Raw genomic sequence first — 17,529 nt, 5'->3', positions numbered from 1 at the left:
AATTTAAGTAGCTTATCGTCAAATCTGATTAGACTTTCAATATCCGAAAACATGAACATGAAAGACTTACAGTACCGAAAAGACAATTAAGTAATCGCTTACAATCTTTTGCAGAGAGGTGTATAAAGCTGATAGAATGATGATTAAAACTAATTTGTTACCAAATGATACCTGCGTAATATTCCACTTATTGGTTCCTAGTTTTATTTTGCGTAATCACTTTTTTGCAGCTCCTTTCAAACTAAACTGGTCCAACTGGTTGTACCAATATAGTAACAGAATTATTTTAATCTTTCAATATAAAAATAATATTTTCATTAAATATATATTTATGATTAATAACAATTGACAAATATCTAAGATATACCATTAAATTCATTAGTAATAACTTCTTCTTAATAAGAAACATTTACAAGCAAAAATGTACAGCAAAAATCGGACAAAATGTTCTTAAGAGCATTCTGTCCGATTTTTTCATACCATATTTCTTATAAGAAACTAATTACCTCTACTTTTAAAGCTTTTCGGATGTAAATTTATTGACGTGTCAGCTTACTCCACATCAATCTGTGCACGCTGCAACTTCCCACTAAAGTCCACATATACAGCTTTCCATTCCGTATACACATCAAGAGCCTGCACACCGGAATCTCTGTGTCCGTTACCAGTGCCTTTTGATCCTCCAAACGGTAAATGAATCTCTGCACCTGTAGTACCTGCGTTGATATAGACAATTCCTGTATCCAAATCACGTTGCGCTTTGAATACACGATTCACATCATTTGTGAAGATGGAGCTTGATAAGCCATAGGATACGCTATTGTTCACTTCTATCGCTTCTTCAAAACTCTTCACAGGAATCAGTGAAACGACAGGGCCAAAGATCTCCTCTTGAGCAATCCGCATATCTGAAGTGGCATCAGTAAATAGGGTCGGCGCAAAATAGTTTCCATCTTTTAATTCGTCTTCGCTCAGGACATATCCACCTGCAAGCAATTTAGCCCCTTCGTTTTTACCGATTTCAATGTAGCTGCTGATTTTTTCAATACTGGATTTGTTGATGATCGGTCCAACCTTGATTGTTTCATCCAGTCCATTCCCGATAGACAAGCTCTCCATTGCAGCAAGAAGTTTTTGCTCCAGTTTTTCTTTCACCGACTCATGAACAATCACACGGCTGCATGCAGTACATCTTTGCCCGCTCGTTCCGAATGCACTCCAGACAATTCCTTCGACCGCTAAATCAAGGTCGGCATCTTCCATTACAATCACCGCGTTTTTACCGCCCATTTCCAAGGATACTTTTTTCAGCTGTCTTCCACATTCAGCTGCGATGTTTCTACCAGTTTCATTGGACCCGGTGAATGAAATGACACGGATATCTTCGTGTTGCACCATGGAATCCCCTACTTCTTGGCCAGACCCGAACACCACATTTAGGACACCCTTTGGAAGACCCGCTTCTTCAAAGATTTTCGCGAGTTCATACGCCATGATAGGGGTTTCCGTTGCTGGTTTCCAGACGACGGCATTTCCTGCGACAACCGCCGGGAATGACTTCCAAGTGGCAATCGCAATCGGGAAATTCCAAGGTGTAATTAGTCCGACGACACCAACCGGAACACGCTGACTCATCGCGAACTTGTCTTTCAGTTCAGCTGGAGTCGTTTGCCCAAATAGACGGCGGCCTTCCCCTGCCATATAGAACGCCATATCAATTCCTTCTTGCACTTCACCACGTGCTTCTTCGATGACCTTACCGTTTTCCATCGTCAATAATTGGGATAGGCGCTCTTTATTTTCTTTCAATAAATAGCCGACACGATACAGCACTTCGGCACGTTGAGGCGCTGGAACTAAAGCCCATTCTTTTTGCGCTGCTTTCGCTACTTGGACTGCCTGATCGACGGTTTCAGATGTTGATAATGGTACCTGAACAATTTCTTCCCCCGTTGCCGGATTGATCACCGCAGTTGTTTTTTCTGCTTGAACCCACTCTCCACCGATAAAGTTAGCTAATTTTTGTGTATCCAGTACTGTTGCCATTTAAATCTCTCCCTTTAATATATTTCTTTTTGTTATAAAACAATAATGCAGATTATTTTGCACTAAGCTTTCCTAATCGCTTCAATCTCTGAATGACTTCATCCAAACGAGATTCAGTTACGGATAATGACATACGCACATATCCTTCCCCATTGGAACCGAATGCTGTTCCGGGAGTTACGATGATGCCCGCTTCTTCCAGGAGTAAGTTGCTGTAAGACGAAGATGTGAAGCCTTCAGGCACTTGCGCCCAGATAAAAATGGTCCCCCTCGGCTTTTCACATTTCAGCCCAATTTCATTAAGCGCGTGATAGAGCTTTTCCATTCTGTTTTGGAATACTTGATTATTCGTCCTCACACTTTGAAAGTCACTGCGCAACGCTACAGCGGCAGCCTTTTGAATCGGTATAAACTGGCTTGTGTCGATATTGCTTTTCAACGTCGCTACAGCTTTGATCACATCTTTATTGCCGACCATAAAACCGATGCGCCAGCCGGTCATATTAAAACTTTTGGATAAAGAGCCCAGCTCTATTGCAACGTCTTTTGCACCATGCACTTGCAAAATGCTAGGTGCCTTATAATCGTCGAATGTCACCAAATTGTAAGCGGAATCATTTACAGCGATGATTTTTTTATCCCGAGCAAATTTAACCGCCTCGTGGAAGGTATCTAATTCAACTGTTGCAGCTGTCGGGTTACTAGGATAATTGAGAAATAGTAGTTTCGCGTCCTCCAGATCCTCATCCGAGAGCTGATCGTAATTCGGCACATATCCATTTTCTTGGACCAATGGGAGTTCGACACTTTCCCCACCGGCTAAATGTACTCCCATTTTATATACAGGATATCCGGGATTCGGTAAAAGCACTTTATCTCCCTGGTTGATCAACGCCTGAATTAAATGCACGAGCCCTTCTTTGGAACCGACCAACGTCAATACTTCTGTTTCCGGATCTAATTCCACACCGTAATGTTTCTCATAAAAGTCTGCTACAGCCTCTCTGAATTCCAATGTGCCATTATAATTGGAATACCGATGATTAGCTGGTTCTTTCGCCGCTTCCACTAACGTATCATAGACAAAATCAGGCGTCGGCAAGTCTGGTGCACCGATCCCCAAATCAATGACATCAATGCCCTTTTCCTCTAAATCTTTTTTCTTCTTTTGAAACTCGGAGAATACATACTCCGGCATGTTGCTCACGATATCGGAAATATACATCCGCACTATCCCCCTCTGGTGAAGATGTTTATCTAACTAAACAACTGCACCCTCTGTAATTAATTGATTTGTAGAGAACCTCTCAAAACAGAACGGGCTTAAATCCAATGTTTCATAGCGTCCTTTTCGAATGAGTTCAGATAATCCTTTTCCTACTGCCGGCGCTTGCTGCATACCATGGCCACTGAATCCCACCGCCATATAATAGCCGCTAAGTTCCGGGTGTTCACCAACAATTGCGTTTTGGTCTTTCGTATTATGACTGTACATTCCAGCCCAGCCACCGACAATTTTTGCATGCTCGAAGTTTTTGACGCGAGTGCCTAATACCGGCCATAATTGTTCCATGAAAAAGTCGCGGCTCCATTTGAAATCAATACCAGGCTTCACCTTTTCAGAAAAACCGGAAATGACGGAGCTTCCCTCATGTCTAAAGTATACGCCAGTTGGATCTACAGTTAACGGCAGTTCTCTCTCTAAAGGTTCCGCAGTATCAAATTGGATAACTTGCCTCTTGAGCGGAATGACAGGAATTGGAAACCCTGATTGTTCGCTTAAATACGGAGCCCATGGGCCTGCACTATTGATGACGATCGGAGCTTGATAGACTTCACCATTTTTGAGTTTCACCCCAGTTGCTTTTCCAGCCTCCTGTAAAATGGTTTCCACCTCGTCATAGACGTACTCCCCTCCGAGCTGCTTCGTTTTACGGACATATCCTTGCATCACCGAATAGGGATCAAGATAACCATCATCTGCACAGTATAGTCCCCCATCAAGGTCGTCTATGTTCAACTCTGGTATAATCTCCAACAATTCATGTTTAGTGACCAATTCGGAGTTTGCACCGTTCGCCACTTGCATCGTATGTTGTTCTTTCAATTCTTCAATATTTTTTGATAGAAAAAGATACCCTCGTGGTTTGAAATCTATTTCCGCTTTCTCTGAGCCGATTGCCATATCTTCCGGAAAGGTCAAGTATTTTTGAATACTAAATCTGCTGACTTGTACATTGATCGCTGTCGTGAATAAATGCCTGATTCCACCGGCACTTCTCGGTGTGGAAGCGAATTCATAAGTCCGGTCTTTTTCAAATATCGTTATTTCCCCTTCATAACCATCATTCAAAAGATTATACGCGATGCTGGAGCCAATGACTCCGCCGCCGACAATGATAACATCTGTCTGTTTCACCATCCTTGCCACCCCCAAATGTCTTTGTATACTCCATTTATATATCTGAAAATTTTAAATATCTATGGACAAAGTATACAAAATATTATACATTTTTTAAAAAGGTGGAATAATTTTAAATCAAGTATACCAAAAGGAGTAACAGAAATATAGAGGGGGAATGAGTAATGGATGGTTTAGTGCAAATTGCACAAAAGGTCGTTGATGCAGTTTCCGAAATTTTACCTTTTCCAATCAGTTTGAGTGATGAGAAAGGTTACATCATCGGTTCGACATTGCCGGATCGAATTGGCAGGCAGCACCCGCCTTCAATTGAAGTATTACATAAGAATCAAATGATTGAATATGATGAGGCAAATATTATAGATATCCATAATGTGCTGCCCGGTGTAGCAACTCCGCTCGTCTTGGATAATAAAACGTTGGGCGTGCTCGGAATTATCGGACCACCAGTCCAAGTGAAACCATATGCGAATCTAGTGAAGAAATACGTGGAAATGACATGGCAGGAGACGATTCAAAAACAAACGAAAGAATTCAGGACAAAGACCCTCGAGACGTTCGCCCAGTATATCTTATTGAATGACAATGTCAATAAAGAAAAAATAAAACAATATAGCAGTCTGTTCCATCTTGATTATGATGTAAAACGTTATTGTATTCTCATTAATATCGGCAATTCCCTCTTGCCTGACATAAGCAACAATTTTCAAATCGATTTATTTAAAGAGCAGCTATTAAGGATGGTAGTTGATGTGTTCGAGTGTAAAGATAATTACTTAGGTACATTTTTAAACACCGAGAAAATCATTTTACTCAAACCAGTTAACAGTGAATTCGAATATGCATCCTCCTTGAAGAAATTTCACGATAAAGGGATGAAATTGATCGAGTCGTTCCGCTCCTTGAAAATCAACGACGTTTCCATTGCGGTGGGCAACATTTCCAGATCACTTGAAGACGTAAGCAACTCGTATGATGAAGCCGAACGATTGATAGAATATGGATTGAATCTGGGGATTACCCCGAAGGTTTACAGTTATCATGATTGGGACTTGGTTTCCAACATCCTTCCAAAACAAATCAACAATGACTTTCTTGATAAAATTTCATTCAATCTGGATATGTTCATAAAAAGCGAAAATTATGCCGAACTGGCGAACACCTTCATCACTTACTGTGAATCGGAATTAAACGTCAGTAAAACGGCACAAAAACTATATCTGCATAGAAACACATTGATTTATCGATTGAAGAAGATTGAAGAAATCACGTCACTCGACACAAAGTCTTTTCAGCATTGTGTTGTGTTATATGTAGCGTTGAAACAAGATACTCGTGTGCTGAAATGAAAAACATGGACATGTTCCAGCGCCTCTTTGATACGCAGCAGAAAAGTGTTCAAGTATAGACCTCTCACTATTAAGTCAGTCATTATAGAAAGCGTTTACAATTTTATGTTATGCAACGTGTACAAGCTAAGAAACCCGACAAGGCGTTGGTGCCTTCAAGGGATTTTAAGCAAATCATGTGTTTTTTGATTTTGAAGTCTCTATATTTTATGCGAATTGCCTATAGACTTCAATTCATACAGTGACAATAATGTAATTAATATTGTAAATATTCATTAAAGAAGATGGGAGGCGTGGTTTTTCGATGTTATTTTTGAATGAAAGGGATATCCGTGAGTCTTTGACAATGGAGGAAGCAATCGATGCCATTGACGATGCATACCGCTTATATGAATCACAAAAATTCCAGATGCCGACAAGAATGAAGCTGACCGACGAACCGAATGCACTAATCGTAATGCCGTGTTTGACGGATGACGCGATCGGTACAAAATTGGTCACATCTTTCCCAAACAATGAAAAGTTGCCGACATTACATGGATTGGTCGTGTTGAACAGCAGTGAAACGGGAGAAATTCAAGCAATTATGGATGGATCATTTATAACCGGTTTTCGGACAGGGGCAATCGGCGGCTCTGCTATCCGACACTTGGCACCTGAGGACACAAAAAAAATAGCAATCATCGGGACAGGCGTTCAAGGTTTGTATCAAGCGATTGCAGCCAGTGCTATTAGGCCAATCACCGATATTTACCTTTACAACCGGTCGGCGGAGAAGTTGGATGCATTTATCGGTGCCTTTCAAAGTTGGGTGTCTGCACCGATTACAATCCATAAAACAGACCGTGTCGAGGAAGCCGCTGCAAATGCTGACGTCATCATTACGACTACGACTTCCAACACACCAGTCTTAACGAATGATGCTGAAGTTCTCGCTGGAAAATTAATTGTAGGGATCGGTTCGTTCTTGCCTACAATGAGGGAATTTCCTGATGAGCTTTACTCGATTACAGACCAGATTTTCATCGATTCGCATGATGCAGTGGAAGAGTCTGGAGATTTGATCACCCCACTGGACAATCAATGGATAAAGAAGGAGCAGATTCAAACAATCTCATCCTTTATCCAACAAGGGGGCGCCCTTACCCACCAGTCCGACAAGAGCATTATTTTTAAATCAACCGGCATGGCACTTTTTGATGTCGTTGTTGCGAAGGCTATTTATGAAAAGGCGAAACAAAATGATGTTGGTACATTTTTACGTTAAGATTACTTTTATTTATCAAAAACTATTTAAATGGGGAGATACGTCGTGAATATAATTTTAATCGAATTCATCTTATTTTGTATTATGATTCTCGCGATAGGGTATTACTTTTCTAGAAAAGTAGAAACCCAATCGGACTTTTTACTAGGAGGAAGAAAACTTCCTGGATGGGCTCTTGCATTTTCTGAACGGGCGACAGGTGAATCCGCCTGGCTATTACTAGGATATACTGGATTTGTATTTATGACAGGTTTATCCGGTATTTGGGTAGCAATAGGCATTGCCATAGGTGTTATTTTCGCCTGGCTTTTCCTGGCTAAAGTATTTATGAGGGAAACGCAAAAATATAACGTGTTAACGATACCAGATTATTTGGCGGTACGATTTGGCCAAAAGGCGAATCTCATTCGGTGGTTGGCAAGTATACTCATTGCAGGATTTCTCATGTTCTACGTCGGAGCTCAATTAGCTGGAGCAGGAAAACTATTTTTCACCACTTTTGATTTACCTATTGTATATGGTGTAATCATTGCAACCGTTGTTGTTATATTCACTGCATTCTCTGCTGGATTCATCTCAGTCGTCTGGACAGATATGATCCAAAGTGTCCTGATGCTCGTTACGTTAGTCGGGCTGCCGATTTTAGCATTAATTTATATCAATACGAATGACTTGTCCATCGCCCAGTCCATCCAAACAGCAGGCAGTTCGTTTGATTCTTGGTTTGGAGGCTTGACTGGATTTGCAATTGGTGTACTTTTCTTTAATAACTTTGCTTGGTTCTTTGGTTTTTTAGGTGGACAACCACAACTGAGTGCACGCTTCATGGCCTTGAAAAATGAAAAAGAAGCGAACCAAGGAGCTTTCGTTGCAATTGTATGGACAATCCTTGCCTATGGCGGTGCATTCATGATCGGAATTACAGCAATTGCTATGTACGACCAAGGATCATTTGCGGATGTGGAAACCATTTTGCCTACTATGATCCTGCAACTATTTCCAACATGGATTGCGGGCATTTTATTAGCTGGGGTGCTTGCAGCGATTATTTCAACTGCCAACTCGCAATTATTAGTCGTTACTAGTTCCGTAACAGAAGATATTATCAACAAGACCCTGAAATTAAACCTAACAGAAAAACAACTTTTATGGCTGTCTCGATTATCCGTTATGTTATTTGGAGTCATCGGGATGATCATCGCTCTTGTGTCGGAATCGTTGGTATACCTTGTTGTAAGTTGGGCTTGGGCAGGTGTTGGTTGTACCCTTTCCCCAGCTATCCTAATGACATTTTTCTGGAAACGTTACTCTAGCGCAGGTGTCATTGCAACGATTCTATCCGGATTAGTCTTCACTATTATATGGATTAGTACTCCGTTAGAAGCAATGATCACGTCCCGCTTCTCAACCTTTTTCATCGCGGCCCTATTCGGGATTGTATTCAGCTTGATATTTCCGGATAAAGAGGTGGAGGAAAAAGCGGACAATCTACAAGGCGCACTTTAGATTGGATTCTGGATTGAAGGAAGAAGATTTCAATCTCATTTGTTGTCAAATCAAAAAAAGTGGTTGAGACAAAACCAAATTTTTCTGCTAAACACGAGGGCTCTTGTTCGATTTTATAAGTGAACAGAGAGTCCTACTTTATGCATTTGGGTTATTGAATGGTTCTATGATGCATTTATCATAGAATCCCAAGTGCCTTTGTATGAATGGGTTGAATCTGAGAAAGTACACCGTCAACACCCCAAATCTAAAGAGCGATATGAAAAAACTTCACTAAAAAAGGATCTAAGCAAATTTGTGATTGCTTGGATCCTTTTATTACAGTTTTTGGCTAGTTATGTCCCAATCCCTTTTTCCTTATCTGTAACTATTTCACGGCCATATACGTAGTCCTAGTACACATAATAGCATTGACCTGTTTGCGCCCCATAAATACTTTTCTTGTATGCCAGAGAAACACTTTTAGATGATACCGGTTCATAGCCTACAAATAATGAACCATATTTTTCGGATGATTCTTCCAGCACGTTCGGACTCACTGTATTGATGCGAATTCCTCTAGGTAGCTCGATCGCTGCGGATTTAACGAAAGCTCGAATTCCGCCACTTGCCATGGCAGCTGACGCGCCGGTGACGAGCGGGTCATCCATTGTGATTCCGGTTGTCAGTGTAATGCTTCCTTTATCACGGATGGAATTCAAACCAAGAAGCACTAGATTGATTTGTCCAAGCAGTTTACTGTTTACCGTTCGTTGATTTTGTTCCGGTGTCATTTCTTCCACCAAACCAAAATGGGTCTCCCCTGCTGCGGATACTAAAGCATCAACCTGGCCTACCTCGTCAAACATGGCACGGATGCTTTCAGGCGACGAAATGTCGACCGATACATCTGAGTTGCTTCGACTTGCCTTGATGATTTCCACATTTTCCCCTTGCAATTCCTCGACTACTGCTTTACCTATCGTACCACTTGCACCTACTACTAATATTCTCATTCCTTCGCCTCCCCTTTTTATTATCTTTCAACCCGCCGGACCACCAGCCACATACATCACCTGTCCATTAACAAAAGACGCTTTCTCATCCGCAAAAAAAGCTACTGCATTGGCGATGTCTTCTGGTTTTCCGCCTCTACCGACAGGGATTTGTTTGATTCGTTCGTTTTTAAATTCTTCAAATGACTTGCCCACCCGTTCGGCGGTAGCTTTCGTCATTTCGGTTTCGATAAAACCGGGAGCAACCGAATTGACGGTGATGCCGAATTTACCGAGTTCAATTGCTAGCGTCTTCGTAAAACCTTGGAGACCGGCTTTTGCTGCAGCATAATTTGCCTGCCCGCGATTCCCTAAAGCGGATCTAGAAGATATGTTGATAATCCGTCCATATTTTTGCTCAACCATATATTTTTGAGCGGCCTTAGTAACATGAAAGGACCCCGTCAAATGCACATCCAACACTTGCCGCCAATGCTCACTGGACATTTTAAACAACAAGTCATCCCGAGTGATTCCAGCGTTATTCACTAGAATATCAACCGAGCCGAACTCGCCCGCAATCTGCTCGATGGCAAGGTCCGTTTGCTGTTCATCGGTGATATCCACCCTCAAGGCGAGGAATTCATATTGATTGTCTATAAATTCCTTCTCTGTCTCATACAAATTTTCATCGACGTCTAGAATGGCAACCTTTGCCCCTTCTTCAGCAAACTCTTTCGCAACCGCTTTTCCGATGCCACGGCTTCCTCCTGTCACTACTGCTACTTTTCCGGCGAACCTTCCAGTCATTTTTGTCCCTCCCTTACCGCTTCTTGCAAAAACTCGATATTGGCCAATCAGTTTTCTAGGATTCTGCTGGTGATAAATATTCCTCCATCGGAACATCATATTTATTACCTAAAGCCTTCAGCTCATCAAACATAGCCTGCGAGAGAGTCAACCCTTCCCTGGTATGCTTCTCTCTGTTCCTTTCCTCGATATCTCCAGGCATGTATACCTTTTCGAATCCTTCAGCAGGGGAACTTTTTACCGTTTGTTCGATACGATCATCCATCCTTCGTTTAAACGTTTCGATATCCACAAAGGATTCTGAATTGATCACCATAAATAGGTGGCCGAGATTCTGTGGTTCCTTATCCTCATACATCCGTGGAATATCCTTACCGAATAACGCACCGGTCATGACACCCGACATGATATCGATCATCATTGCAAGCCCAGATCCTTTTGGTCCTAATGGCAGTAGATAGCCATTCAATGCTTCTAAGGGATCTGTCGTGGGTTTCCCCTCCTTGGTGATTGCCCAGCCAATTGGGATATCCTCACCATTTTTGGCCGCCAAGTTTATTTTGCCGCGGGCTACATTGCTCGTCGCCATATCCAAAACAACCGGGTGACGATTCGTTGGAATGGCGATGGAAAGGGGATTCGTACCGAGCGTCGGTTCATTGGATCCCCAAGGGACCATAATGGGAGTCGTGTTGCACATGGCAATGCCGATGCAATTTTCTTCGGCGGCCATTTTCGTAAAATAGGATGCTGTTCCAAAATGGTTGGAGTTCGTTACGCCAATCGTTGCAGAACCATATTTTTTAGCTCTCTTGATCGCTTGCTGCATGGCGATTTTACCCGCATATTGACCCCAGCCGTTATTGGCATCATATAATGCGGTCGTTTCAGTTTCCCTGATGATTTCCAGATTCGTATTCCTGTTGACGATTCCCTCTTCCGTCCTCCGCAAATAAAGGCTGAGCCTCGTCACCCCATGGGAATCGACTCCTATCATATTTGCGTCAACCAAGCTATCAGCGATAACTTCCGCTTCCTCTGTTGGTATGGAATTTTTCTTCAGTATTTCCTCACAAAACCGTTTCAGGTTATTAGCAGCTATTTTCATCTGATCTTCTCCTGACTAAATTAAGATGGATGAACCCCTGTATAGCCCAACTCTTTCCATATATCCATCACTGTACGTTCCAATTTGCTCAAGATGAATGTTTCACGTGTTTTCGAATGGTCAATATAAGGGATACTCACTCCCATTGCGGCAATCATCTTTCCTTCGTAGTCGTAAATCGGATACGACATCCCAATCGTCGCTTGGTAATGTTCGGAATAACTGATGGAATAGCCGCGCTCCCTGATCTTTTCAAGTTCCTCTTTTATCTTTTCCTTTTCATCCAATGTATTTGGTGTGAATTTATTAAATTCCACATGATTCAAATACGATTCCACCTCGTCGTCGTCCAATCCAGATAAAAGGAGCTTAGGTGCCGACCCGGCATACAACGGGGCACGAGCACCAACCTTTCCGACTAAGCGTACCGGTTTTGAACTGTTCACGGTCTCTACATAAACAGCCTCGTACCCTTCCATAATCGTGAGATGGACGAGTTCATCGATTTCCTCATTCAATTTTTTCATATGGGGACGGGCGACTTTACTATATTCAAGTTGGTCACTTACAAATTTTCCGTACTCCAATAACTTCAAAGACATGCGGTACGTCACATCATGGCTGGATTTTCGGTCTTTAATCAATAGACCGGCCTCTTCCAACCCGCCGGCAAGCCTGAACACCGTCGTTTTCGGCATAGCGGCAATCTCAGCCAATTCATTGATGGTCATGACCGGCTTTTCCAAAAAACAATCCAACACTTGTATTGCCTTCACTAAACTTCTACTCAATACGATCCACCCCTAATTAACATCAGGATTTATAATTGGTTCAGCAATAAAACGTAACCGAGTGCAGCTATAAATACGGCAAGAAAGTATTTCCCATTCCAGATCACTCCCACCCTCACACCATTCGTCTGCACACAAGAACTGATGATGATGTTCAGTGCGTTCAACGGACTGAGCGTGGATGAAAACATCCAAGAAAAGATGCACATGAACGCGGCGGCAAATAATGTGACATCAACTTCTGGAACGAGGAGCAGGGGAAATATAATTGGTATGGCAATGATTTGATGGATGCCCAAGAGCGCCAACATCGTAATAAATGAAACGACAAGCAATGTAACCAATAACACTGACCATTGGGACGCCCATATAATCGCACCACCCAAACTGGAAGTGATTGGTGTATGCATTAAGGCGTTTCCGAAAAGACCCGCACTCAGAAACAGAGAGATTTCAATATTTGATCTGGAGATCAGCTGTTCTTTATACCGACTCATCTCCACCTTCATCCATCCCCATTTATTTCGAACGAGTGTCCAAACGAATGGAATCAAGATACAATTTATACTCACCAATAGAAGCATCGGCAATTTGGTCAGGTACTCCAAACCAATCAAAAGCAAGACTAAAAACAGTACGAATGAAATCAGCAAAACATAGTCACGCGAATTTTCTTGCTTACTTTCTAAGATAGGCTCTTCCCTTGTGGCTGCGATTTCACTTTTTTCCGGACGAAATAAGATAATTGCTGCCAACACCATGATGAGAGAAAATAGGATTCCGATAGGCATGTAGGTCACATAAGGAATATTCGCCATCGTAATGACGACGCCGACAGAAGCGAAAAATGGTGACCATACGACTGCTGGAGTAAATCCCCCGATATAGGCATGGGATAATAGTTTCGATTCCATTGGAGTCTTGCCTACAAATCCATGGACGACCCGGATTGCCCCCATATTCAAAATTGGAGCAAGCATCATCATAAAGCTGCTCACTCCAAAAAATGATTTCCGTTGATTTTCTTTCCATTCATCCAGTTTGGCGACCACCGTCTTGATCAACCCCTCCCCCTCAAGCGGGAGTGAAATCATCGGGGCGAGTAAAATAATCGATAACAGTGCGAGGTTCTGTGTAATACCATCCACTAGATGCAACCATTCGTTCCCGTAAATATAATGAATGAATACACCGGCCAGAAATAAAATTCCGGTAAACCATTTGTTCTTTGTTGCCAGTCTGCTGAATGCTAGGATAAATGCCGTTAAACAGAGTACAATGTACAACATATCCACTACATCATTTTTAATGAGCGCCTGTATGATGTAGAAGAAACACATCATCATAATAATTATAAAATGAAACATGGATCAACCAGCTTTCCCTTTTTACAGAAACATTCCACACCCTATATAATAGGAAGAAACAGAAATCAGGACGATTACGAATCGTGTTTCACAACACGGAAAGTCCCCGTGGAATGGGCAAGTTTATTATCGTCTTCATCATATAGTACAGCCTCGACCAATACGGTGGAACGGTTTTGATGGATTGTGTTTCCGACTGCATAAATCGTCCCGTCACTGACTGCTTTTAAAAAGCGGACATTCATGTCCAGTGTAATCACTTCATCATAGCCGAGTGAACGTGCCGAGAATCCCATCGCCGTATCCAAAATGGATGCATAAACGCCACCATGGACAGATTCCCTCACATTGATGAATGCAGGGATGATCGGGAGTTTCAGCGTCACACTTCCTTTTTCAGCCTTTTCCAGTTCTAGTCCGATGAAATTCCAAAAGTTACTCTGCTCAAAACCTTGTATGATCTCCTGCATATTTATCCCTCCACGGTTGAAAGGGCATCTAAATTGACAATCGTCTCTACATTTTCGCCTTCCACTGCTTTAATCAGATTCTTTGCTATTGTTGTACTCGTTTCCTGTGCCGCTTCTAAGCTGATTCCGCCCATATGGGGAGTCTTAACTATTTCATCTACTCCAAGGAATGGGTGGTCTGATGGTGCCGGCTCTTCGCGAAATACATCTACACCAGCAGCACGGAATTTTTTAGCCTTCAACGCTTCAACCAAATCCTCTTCATTGATGACGCCACCACGAGCGGTGTTGATCAGAACTGCATCTTCCTTCATCAAGTTGAAATAGTATGCATCGACCAACCCATCTGTATTATTATTCAACGGGATATGTAGACTGATTACATCACTTTCCCGGAAAACTTTTTCCATGTCTTTCGTAAGCTCCACACCTAGTGAATCTGCTATCTTCTGTCTTTCCTCAGGAATTCTCCGCACATAGGCCTGGACATCCATATTGAAGCCGTTCTTCATGATTTTTGCAACTTCTTGTGCGATGGAGCCGAACCCGACAAGCCCGAGCTTCTTGCCGTGTAATTCCGATGTGAATTTCCCATCGCGGTAGGAGTAATTTCCTTTCTCCATTTCGTTATGGAATTTTACCGTATTCTTCATTACAGCAAGGATGAGGCTGACTGCATGTTCTGCGGTAGCTATCGTATTGATTTTCGGAGCATGCAGGATGCGGATCCCTTTCTTTGTCGCATACTCCACATCAATGTTATCCAGTCCAACACCTGCCCCGGATATTGCTTTTACATCGGTGCATGCATCCAAGATTGCTGGAGTTATCCGTGCCGGTGCCCGGAGGATAATCCCATCGACTTTGGTCGATTGCAAGAAAGTTATAATCTCTTGTTCATTAAACTCATTAAATTTAGTCACGTTCGCGTTTGATTGTAAAACCGCTTCCCCATCTTCATGATACATAGGAAGAATTTGTAAAATGTGCATATGATCCAACCTCCTCATTAACGATTTAAAGATAGATGGTGATTCTAAAAGAATCACCATCCATGATTATCTGTCCAAATATTCAATAACCGTGGAAATTCCTTGTCCACCACCGATACATAGTGTTACGAGACCATATCTTTCTCCTCTACGTTCCATTTCATGGAGCAGTTTTGTCATTAGGATGGCGCCAGTAGCCCCAATCGGGTGTCCAAGTGCAATCGCACCACCATTTACGTTTACTTTATCGATATCCATCTCCGCTTCTCTGATTACAGAAAGCGCTTGGGCAGCGAATGCTTCATTCAGTTCTACGAGACCAATGTCTTTAATTGAAAGACCTGCTTGTTTCAACGCTTTACGAGTAGATTCCACCGGACCGATACCCATGATTTCTGGTGAAACCCCGCTGGAAGCCTGGCCGATGATTTTCGCTTTTGGCTTCAAGCCGTATTCATTGAGCTTCTCTTGATTCATCATTAATACGACAGACGCACCGTCATTTCTTCCGCTTGCGTTACCTGGAGTCACCGTACCGCCCTCTTTAAAGACTGCTGGAAGTGTCGACAATTTTTCCGGTGAAGTCAAGAAAGGATGTTCGTCCGTGTCAAACGTGACGGTCTTTTTCCTTTCCTTCACTTCGAATGGCACGATTTCATCCTTGAAGCGTCCGGACTTGATTGCATCATCTGCGAGCAGCTGGCTGCGATGTGCAAATTCATCCTGTTCTTCCCGGGAGATGTTATATTTTTCGGCAAGATTTTCGGCTGTTAGCCCCATTGTCAAATTCCCGTATTTCTCGATTGGCTGAGAGCACGGTTGGCTCTCCGTGTTTGGATCGAGCAATATACCGTTACCTGCACGGTAACCGAAACGAGCATTTCTCAAATAATATGGAGCCGTACTCATGCTTTCCGCTCCACCTGCTACAACGACATCGGATAAACCAAGTTTAATTTGCATATCCGCATTGTTGATTGCCTGTAAACCTGAACCACATTGACGATGCACCGTATAGGCGCTGACATCCACCGGCAAATCTGCACGCAATGCTGCAAGACGTGCAAGGTTTGATGTGTCTGCACTTTGCTTCGCCTGACCGAGGATGACTTCATCGACCTTAATATCCGTACCATTCCGCTGCATTAGTTCACGAATCACACTTTCAGCCAAATAATCAACGGTCACATCTTTTAACGTACCGCCCATTTTACCGATGGCGGTCCTCACTGAACCGACAATGTATGACTCATTCATTTAACTGCAACTCCTTTTTTCGCTTCACGCTTCAATTCATTTGCAATGATATTTTTCTGGATTTCCGACGTTCCTTCGTAAATCTTCGTGATCCGTGCATCGCGGTAGTAACGTTCAATCGGATAATCCCTCATATAACCGATACCACCATGGATTTGTACAGCAAGGTCCGCCACTTTATTGTAGACTTCAGAACCGTAAAGTTTTGCAATTGCCGCATCCTTGACGACACGCTGGCCTTGGTCTGTCATCCATGCAACTTTGTAGGTAAACGCTTCTAGCACTGCAATCTCTTTCGCCATCTCAGCGAGCATATGCTGTACTGCCTGGATATCAACAATCGGCTGACCGAATTGCTGACGCTCGTGGGCATATTCCAAGCTATGTTCTAGAAGTCTTTTACTTGATCCAAGATTTCGAGCTGCAAGTCCCGCACGACCGTTGGCAAGGATTTTCAACGCATTAATATACCCTTGTCCTTCTTCACCAAGCACGTTCTCTGCAGGCACTTCCATATCTTCAAAGAAAAGCTCTGCTGAATGGGAACCGCGAAGACCCATTTTTTCTTCCACAGCTCCAAGGACGAATCCTGGGAAGTCCTTCTCAACGATGAAGGAAGTGATTCCTCTTGCACCTTTTGAAGGATCCGTAACAGCCATTACGGTAAACACATGACCATCGACCGCATTTGTAATGTAGTGTTTAGATCCGTTAATGATATATTTATCACCTTTTTTCACTGCAGTCGTCTTCATATTTGCTGCGTTTGAACCAGCACTCGGTTCAGTAAGTGCAAATGCGGCAATCCATTCACCGGTAGCCATTTTCGGCAAGTACTTTTGTTTTTGTTCCTCCGTACCAAGCTCTACGATCCCGACCGTACCGATTCCGGTATGTGCTCCAATCAATGTCGTATACCCGTTATGCGTTTTACCGAGTTCTTCGTAGATGGCACATTTCCCGACCATATCAAGTCCGAGTCCACCATATTCCTCAGGGATTCCTAAACTGAATAGTCCCATTTCCTTTGATGCTTCTACAATATGCTCAGGAATTTCATTTTTTTCCTCGATTTCCATTGCAACCGGTTCTACTTGCTCCCTGACAAACTTTCTCACATTCTGTCTTAGAAATTCGATATCTTCCGAAAAATTAAAGTCCATGTTAACC

At 42.6% G+C, this 17,529-nt stretch carries 15 protein-coding genes; 3 read left to right on the top strand and 12 right to left on the bottom strand.

Annotated elements, in window-relative coordinates; genetic code table 11:
* Window positions 1–552: 552 nt before the first annotated feature.
* The 3 genes from ACFSBH_RS04790 to ACFSBH_RS04780 are packed head-to-tail and all read right to left on the bottom strand — an operon-like array spanning window position 553 to window position 4,468.
* Window positions 553–2,046, bottom strand: a complete 1,494-nt coding sequence (locus ACFSBH_RS04790) for an aldehyde dehydrogenase family protein (RefSeq protein ID WP_379596318.1) — start codon at window positions 2,044–2,046, stop codon at window positions 553–555.
* Window positions 2,047–2,098: 52 nt separating this feature from the next.
* Entirely contained in the window at window positions 2,099–3,271 is a 1,173-nt protein-coding gene (locus ACFSBH_RS04785) for an LL-diaminopimelate aminotransferase (protein ID WP_379596316.1), read from the bottom strand.
* A 36-nt stretch (window positions 3,272–3,307) separates the two neighbouring features.
* A complete protein-coding gene (locus ACFSBH_RS04780; RefSeq protein WP_379596314.1) occupies window positions 3,308–4,468 on the bottom strand; it encodes an NAD(P)/FAD-dependent oxidoreductase in 1,161 nt (386 codons plus the stop codon).
* 164 nt (window positions 4,469–4,632) lie between these two features.
* Between ACFSBH_RS04780 and ACFSBH_RS04775 the strand changes: the two genes are divergently transcribed.
* From ACFSBH_RS04775 to ACFSBH_RS04765, 3 genes are all read left to right on the top strand, one after another.
* Window positions 4,633–5,817 (top strand): CdaR family transcriptional regulator, encoded by a 1,185-nt coding sequence (locus tag ACFSBH_RS04775; RefSeq protein WP_379596312.1) that lies wholly within the window; start codon window positions 4,633–4,635, stop codon window positions 5,815–5,817.
* A 304-nt stretch (window positions 5,818–6,121) separates the two neighbouring features.
* Window positions 6,122–7,084: an ornithine cyclodeaminase family protein gene (locus ACFSBH_RS04770; RefSeq protein WP_379596310.1), complete on the top strand. Its 963-nt coding sequence runs from the start codon at window positions 6,122–6,124 to the stop codon at window positions 7,082–7,084.
* A gap of 30 nt (window positions 7,085–7,114) precedes the next feature.
* On the top strand, window positions 7,115–8,590 hold the full coding sequence (locus ACFSBH_RS04765) for a sodium/proline symporter (protein ID WP_379596308.1): 1,476 nt from the start codon (window positions 7,115–7,117) through the stop codon (window positions 8,588–8,590).
* Between the two features lie 392 nt (window positions 8,591–8,982).
* Here ACFSBH_RS04765 and ACFSBH_RS04760 read toward each other — a convergent pair whose 3' ends face one another.
* The 9 genes from ACFSBH_RS04760 to ACFSBH_RS04720 form a co-directional block, all read right to left on the bottom strand.
* Window positions 8,983–9,585 (bottom strand): short chain dehydrogenase, encoded by a 603-nt coding sequence (locus tag ACFSBH_RS04760; protein ID WP_379596306.1) that lies wholly within the window; start codon window positions 9,583–9,585, stop codon window positions 8,983–8,985.
* A 27-nt stretch (window positions 9,586–9,612) separates the two neighbouring features.
* A complete protein-coding gene (locus tag ACFSBH_RS04755; protein WP_379596304.1) occupies window positions 9,613–10,374 on the bottom strand; it encodes an SDR family oxidoreductase in 762 nt (253 codons plus the stop codon).
* Window positions 10,375–10,429: 55 nt separating this feature from the next.
* Window positions 10,430–11,482 carry an Ldh family oxidoreductase gene (locus ACFSBH_RS04750; RefSeq protein WP_379596302.1) on the bottom strand — a complete coding sequence of 351 codons (1,053 nt, stop codon included), beginning with the start codon at window positions 11,480–11,482 and terminating at the stop codon, window positions 10,430–10,432.
* 20 nt (window positions 11,483–11,502) lie between these two features.
* Complete coding sequence (locus tag ACFSBH_RS04745) at window positions 11,503–12,273, bottom strand: IclR family transcriptional regulator (RefSeq protein WP_379596300.1); 771 nt, start codon at window positions 12,271–12,273, stop codon at window positions 11,503–11,505.
* A 29-nt stretch (window positions 12,274–12,302) separates the two neighbouring features.
* Window positions 12,303–13,640, bottom strand: coding sequence for a hypothetical protein (locus ACFSBH_RS04740; RefSeq protein ID WP_379596298.1), 1,338 nt, complete (start codon window positions 13,638–13,640; stop codon window positions 12,303–12,305).
* Between the two features lie 74 nt (window positions 13,641–13,714).
* Window positions 13,715–14,110 (bottom strand): PaaI family thioesterase, encoded by a 396-nt coding sequence (locus ACFSBH_RS04735; protein WP_379596296.1) that lies wholly within the window; start codon window positions 14,108–14,110, stop codon window positions 13,715–13,717.
* A 2-nt stretch (window positions 14,111–14,112) separates the two neighbouring features.
* Window positions 14,113–15,102: an NAD(P)-dependent oxidoreductase gene (locus ACFSBH_RS04730; protein ID WP_379596294.1), complete on the bottom strand. Its 990-nt coding sequence runs from the start codon at window positions 15,100–15,102 to the stop codon at window positions 14,113–14,115.
* Between the two features lie 66 nt (window positions 15,103–15,168).
* Window positions 15,169–16,359 (bottom strand): thiolase family protein, encoded by a 1,191-nt coding sequence (locus ACFSBH_RS04725; protein ID WP_379596292.1) that lies wholly within the window; start codon window positions 16,357–16,359, stop codon window positions 15,169–15,171.
* Window positions 16,356–17,522 (bottom strand): acyl-CoA dehydrogenase family protein, encoded by a 1,167-nt coding sequence (locus ACFSBH_RS04720; RefSeq protein ID WP_379596290.1) that lies wholly within the window; start codon window positions 17,520–17,522, stop codon window positions 16,356–16,358. Before ACFSBH_RS04720 ends, ACFSBH_RS04725 begins: the two co-directional genes overlap by 4 nt.
* Window positions 17,523–17,529: the final 7 nt, after the last annotated feature.

The organism is Oceanobacillus luteolus (assembly GCF_042678205.1).
Lineage (GTDB): Bacteria > Bacillota > Bacilli > Bacillales > Amphibacillaceae > Oceanobacillus > Oceanobacillus luteolus.
This window is presented reverse-complemented; position numbering and strand designations above follow the sequence as displayed.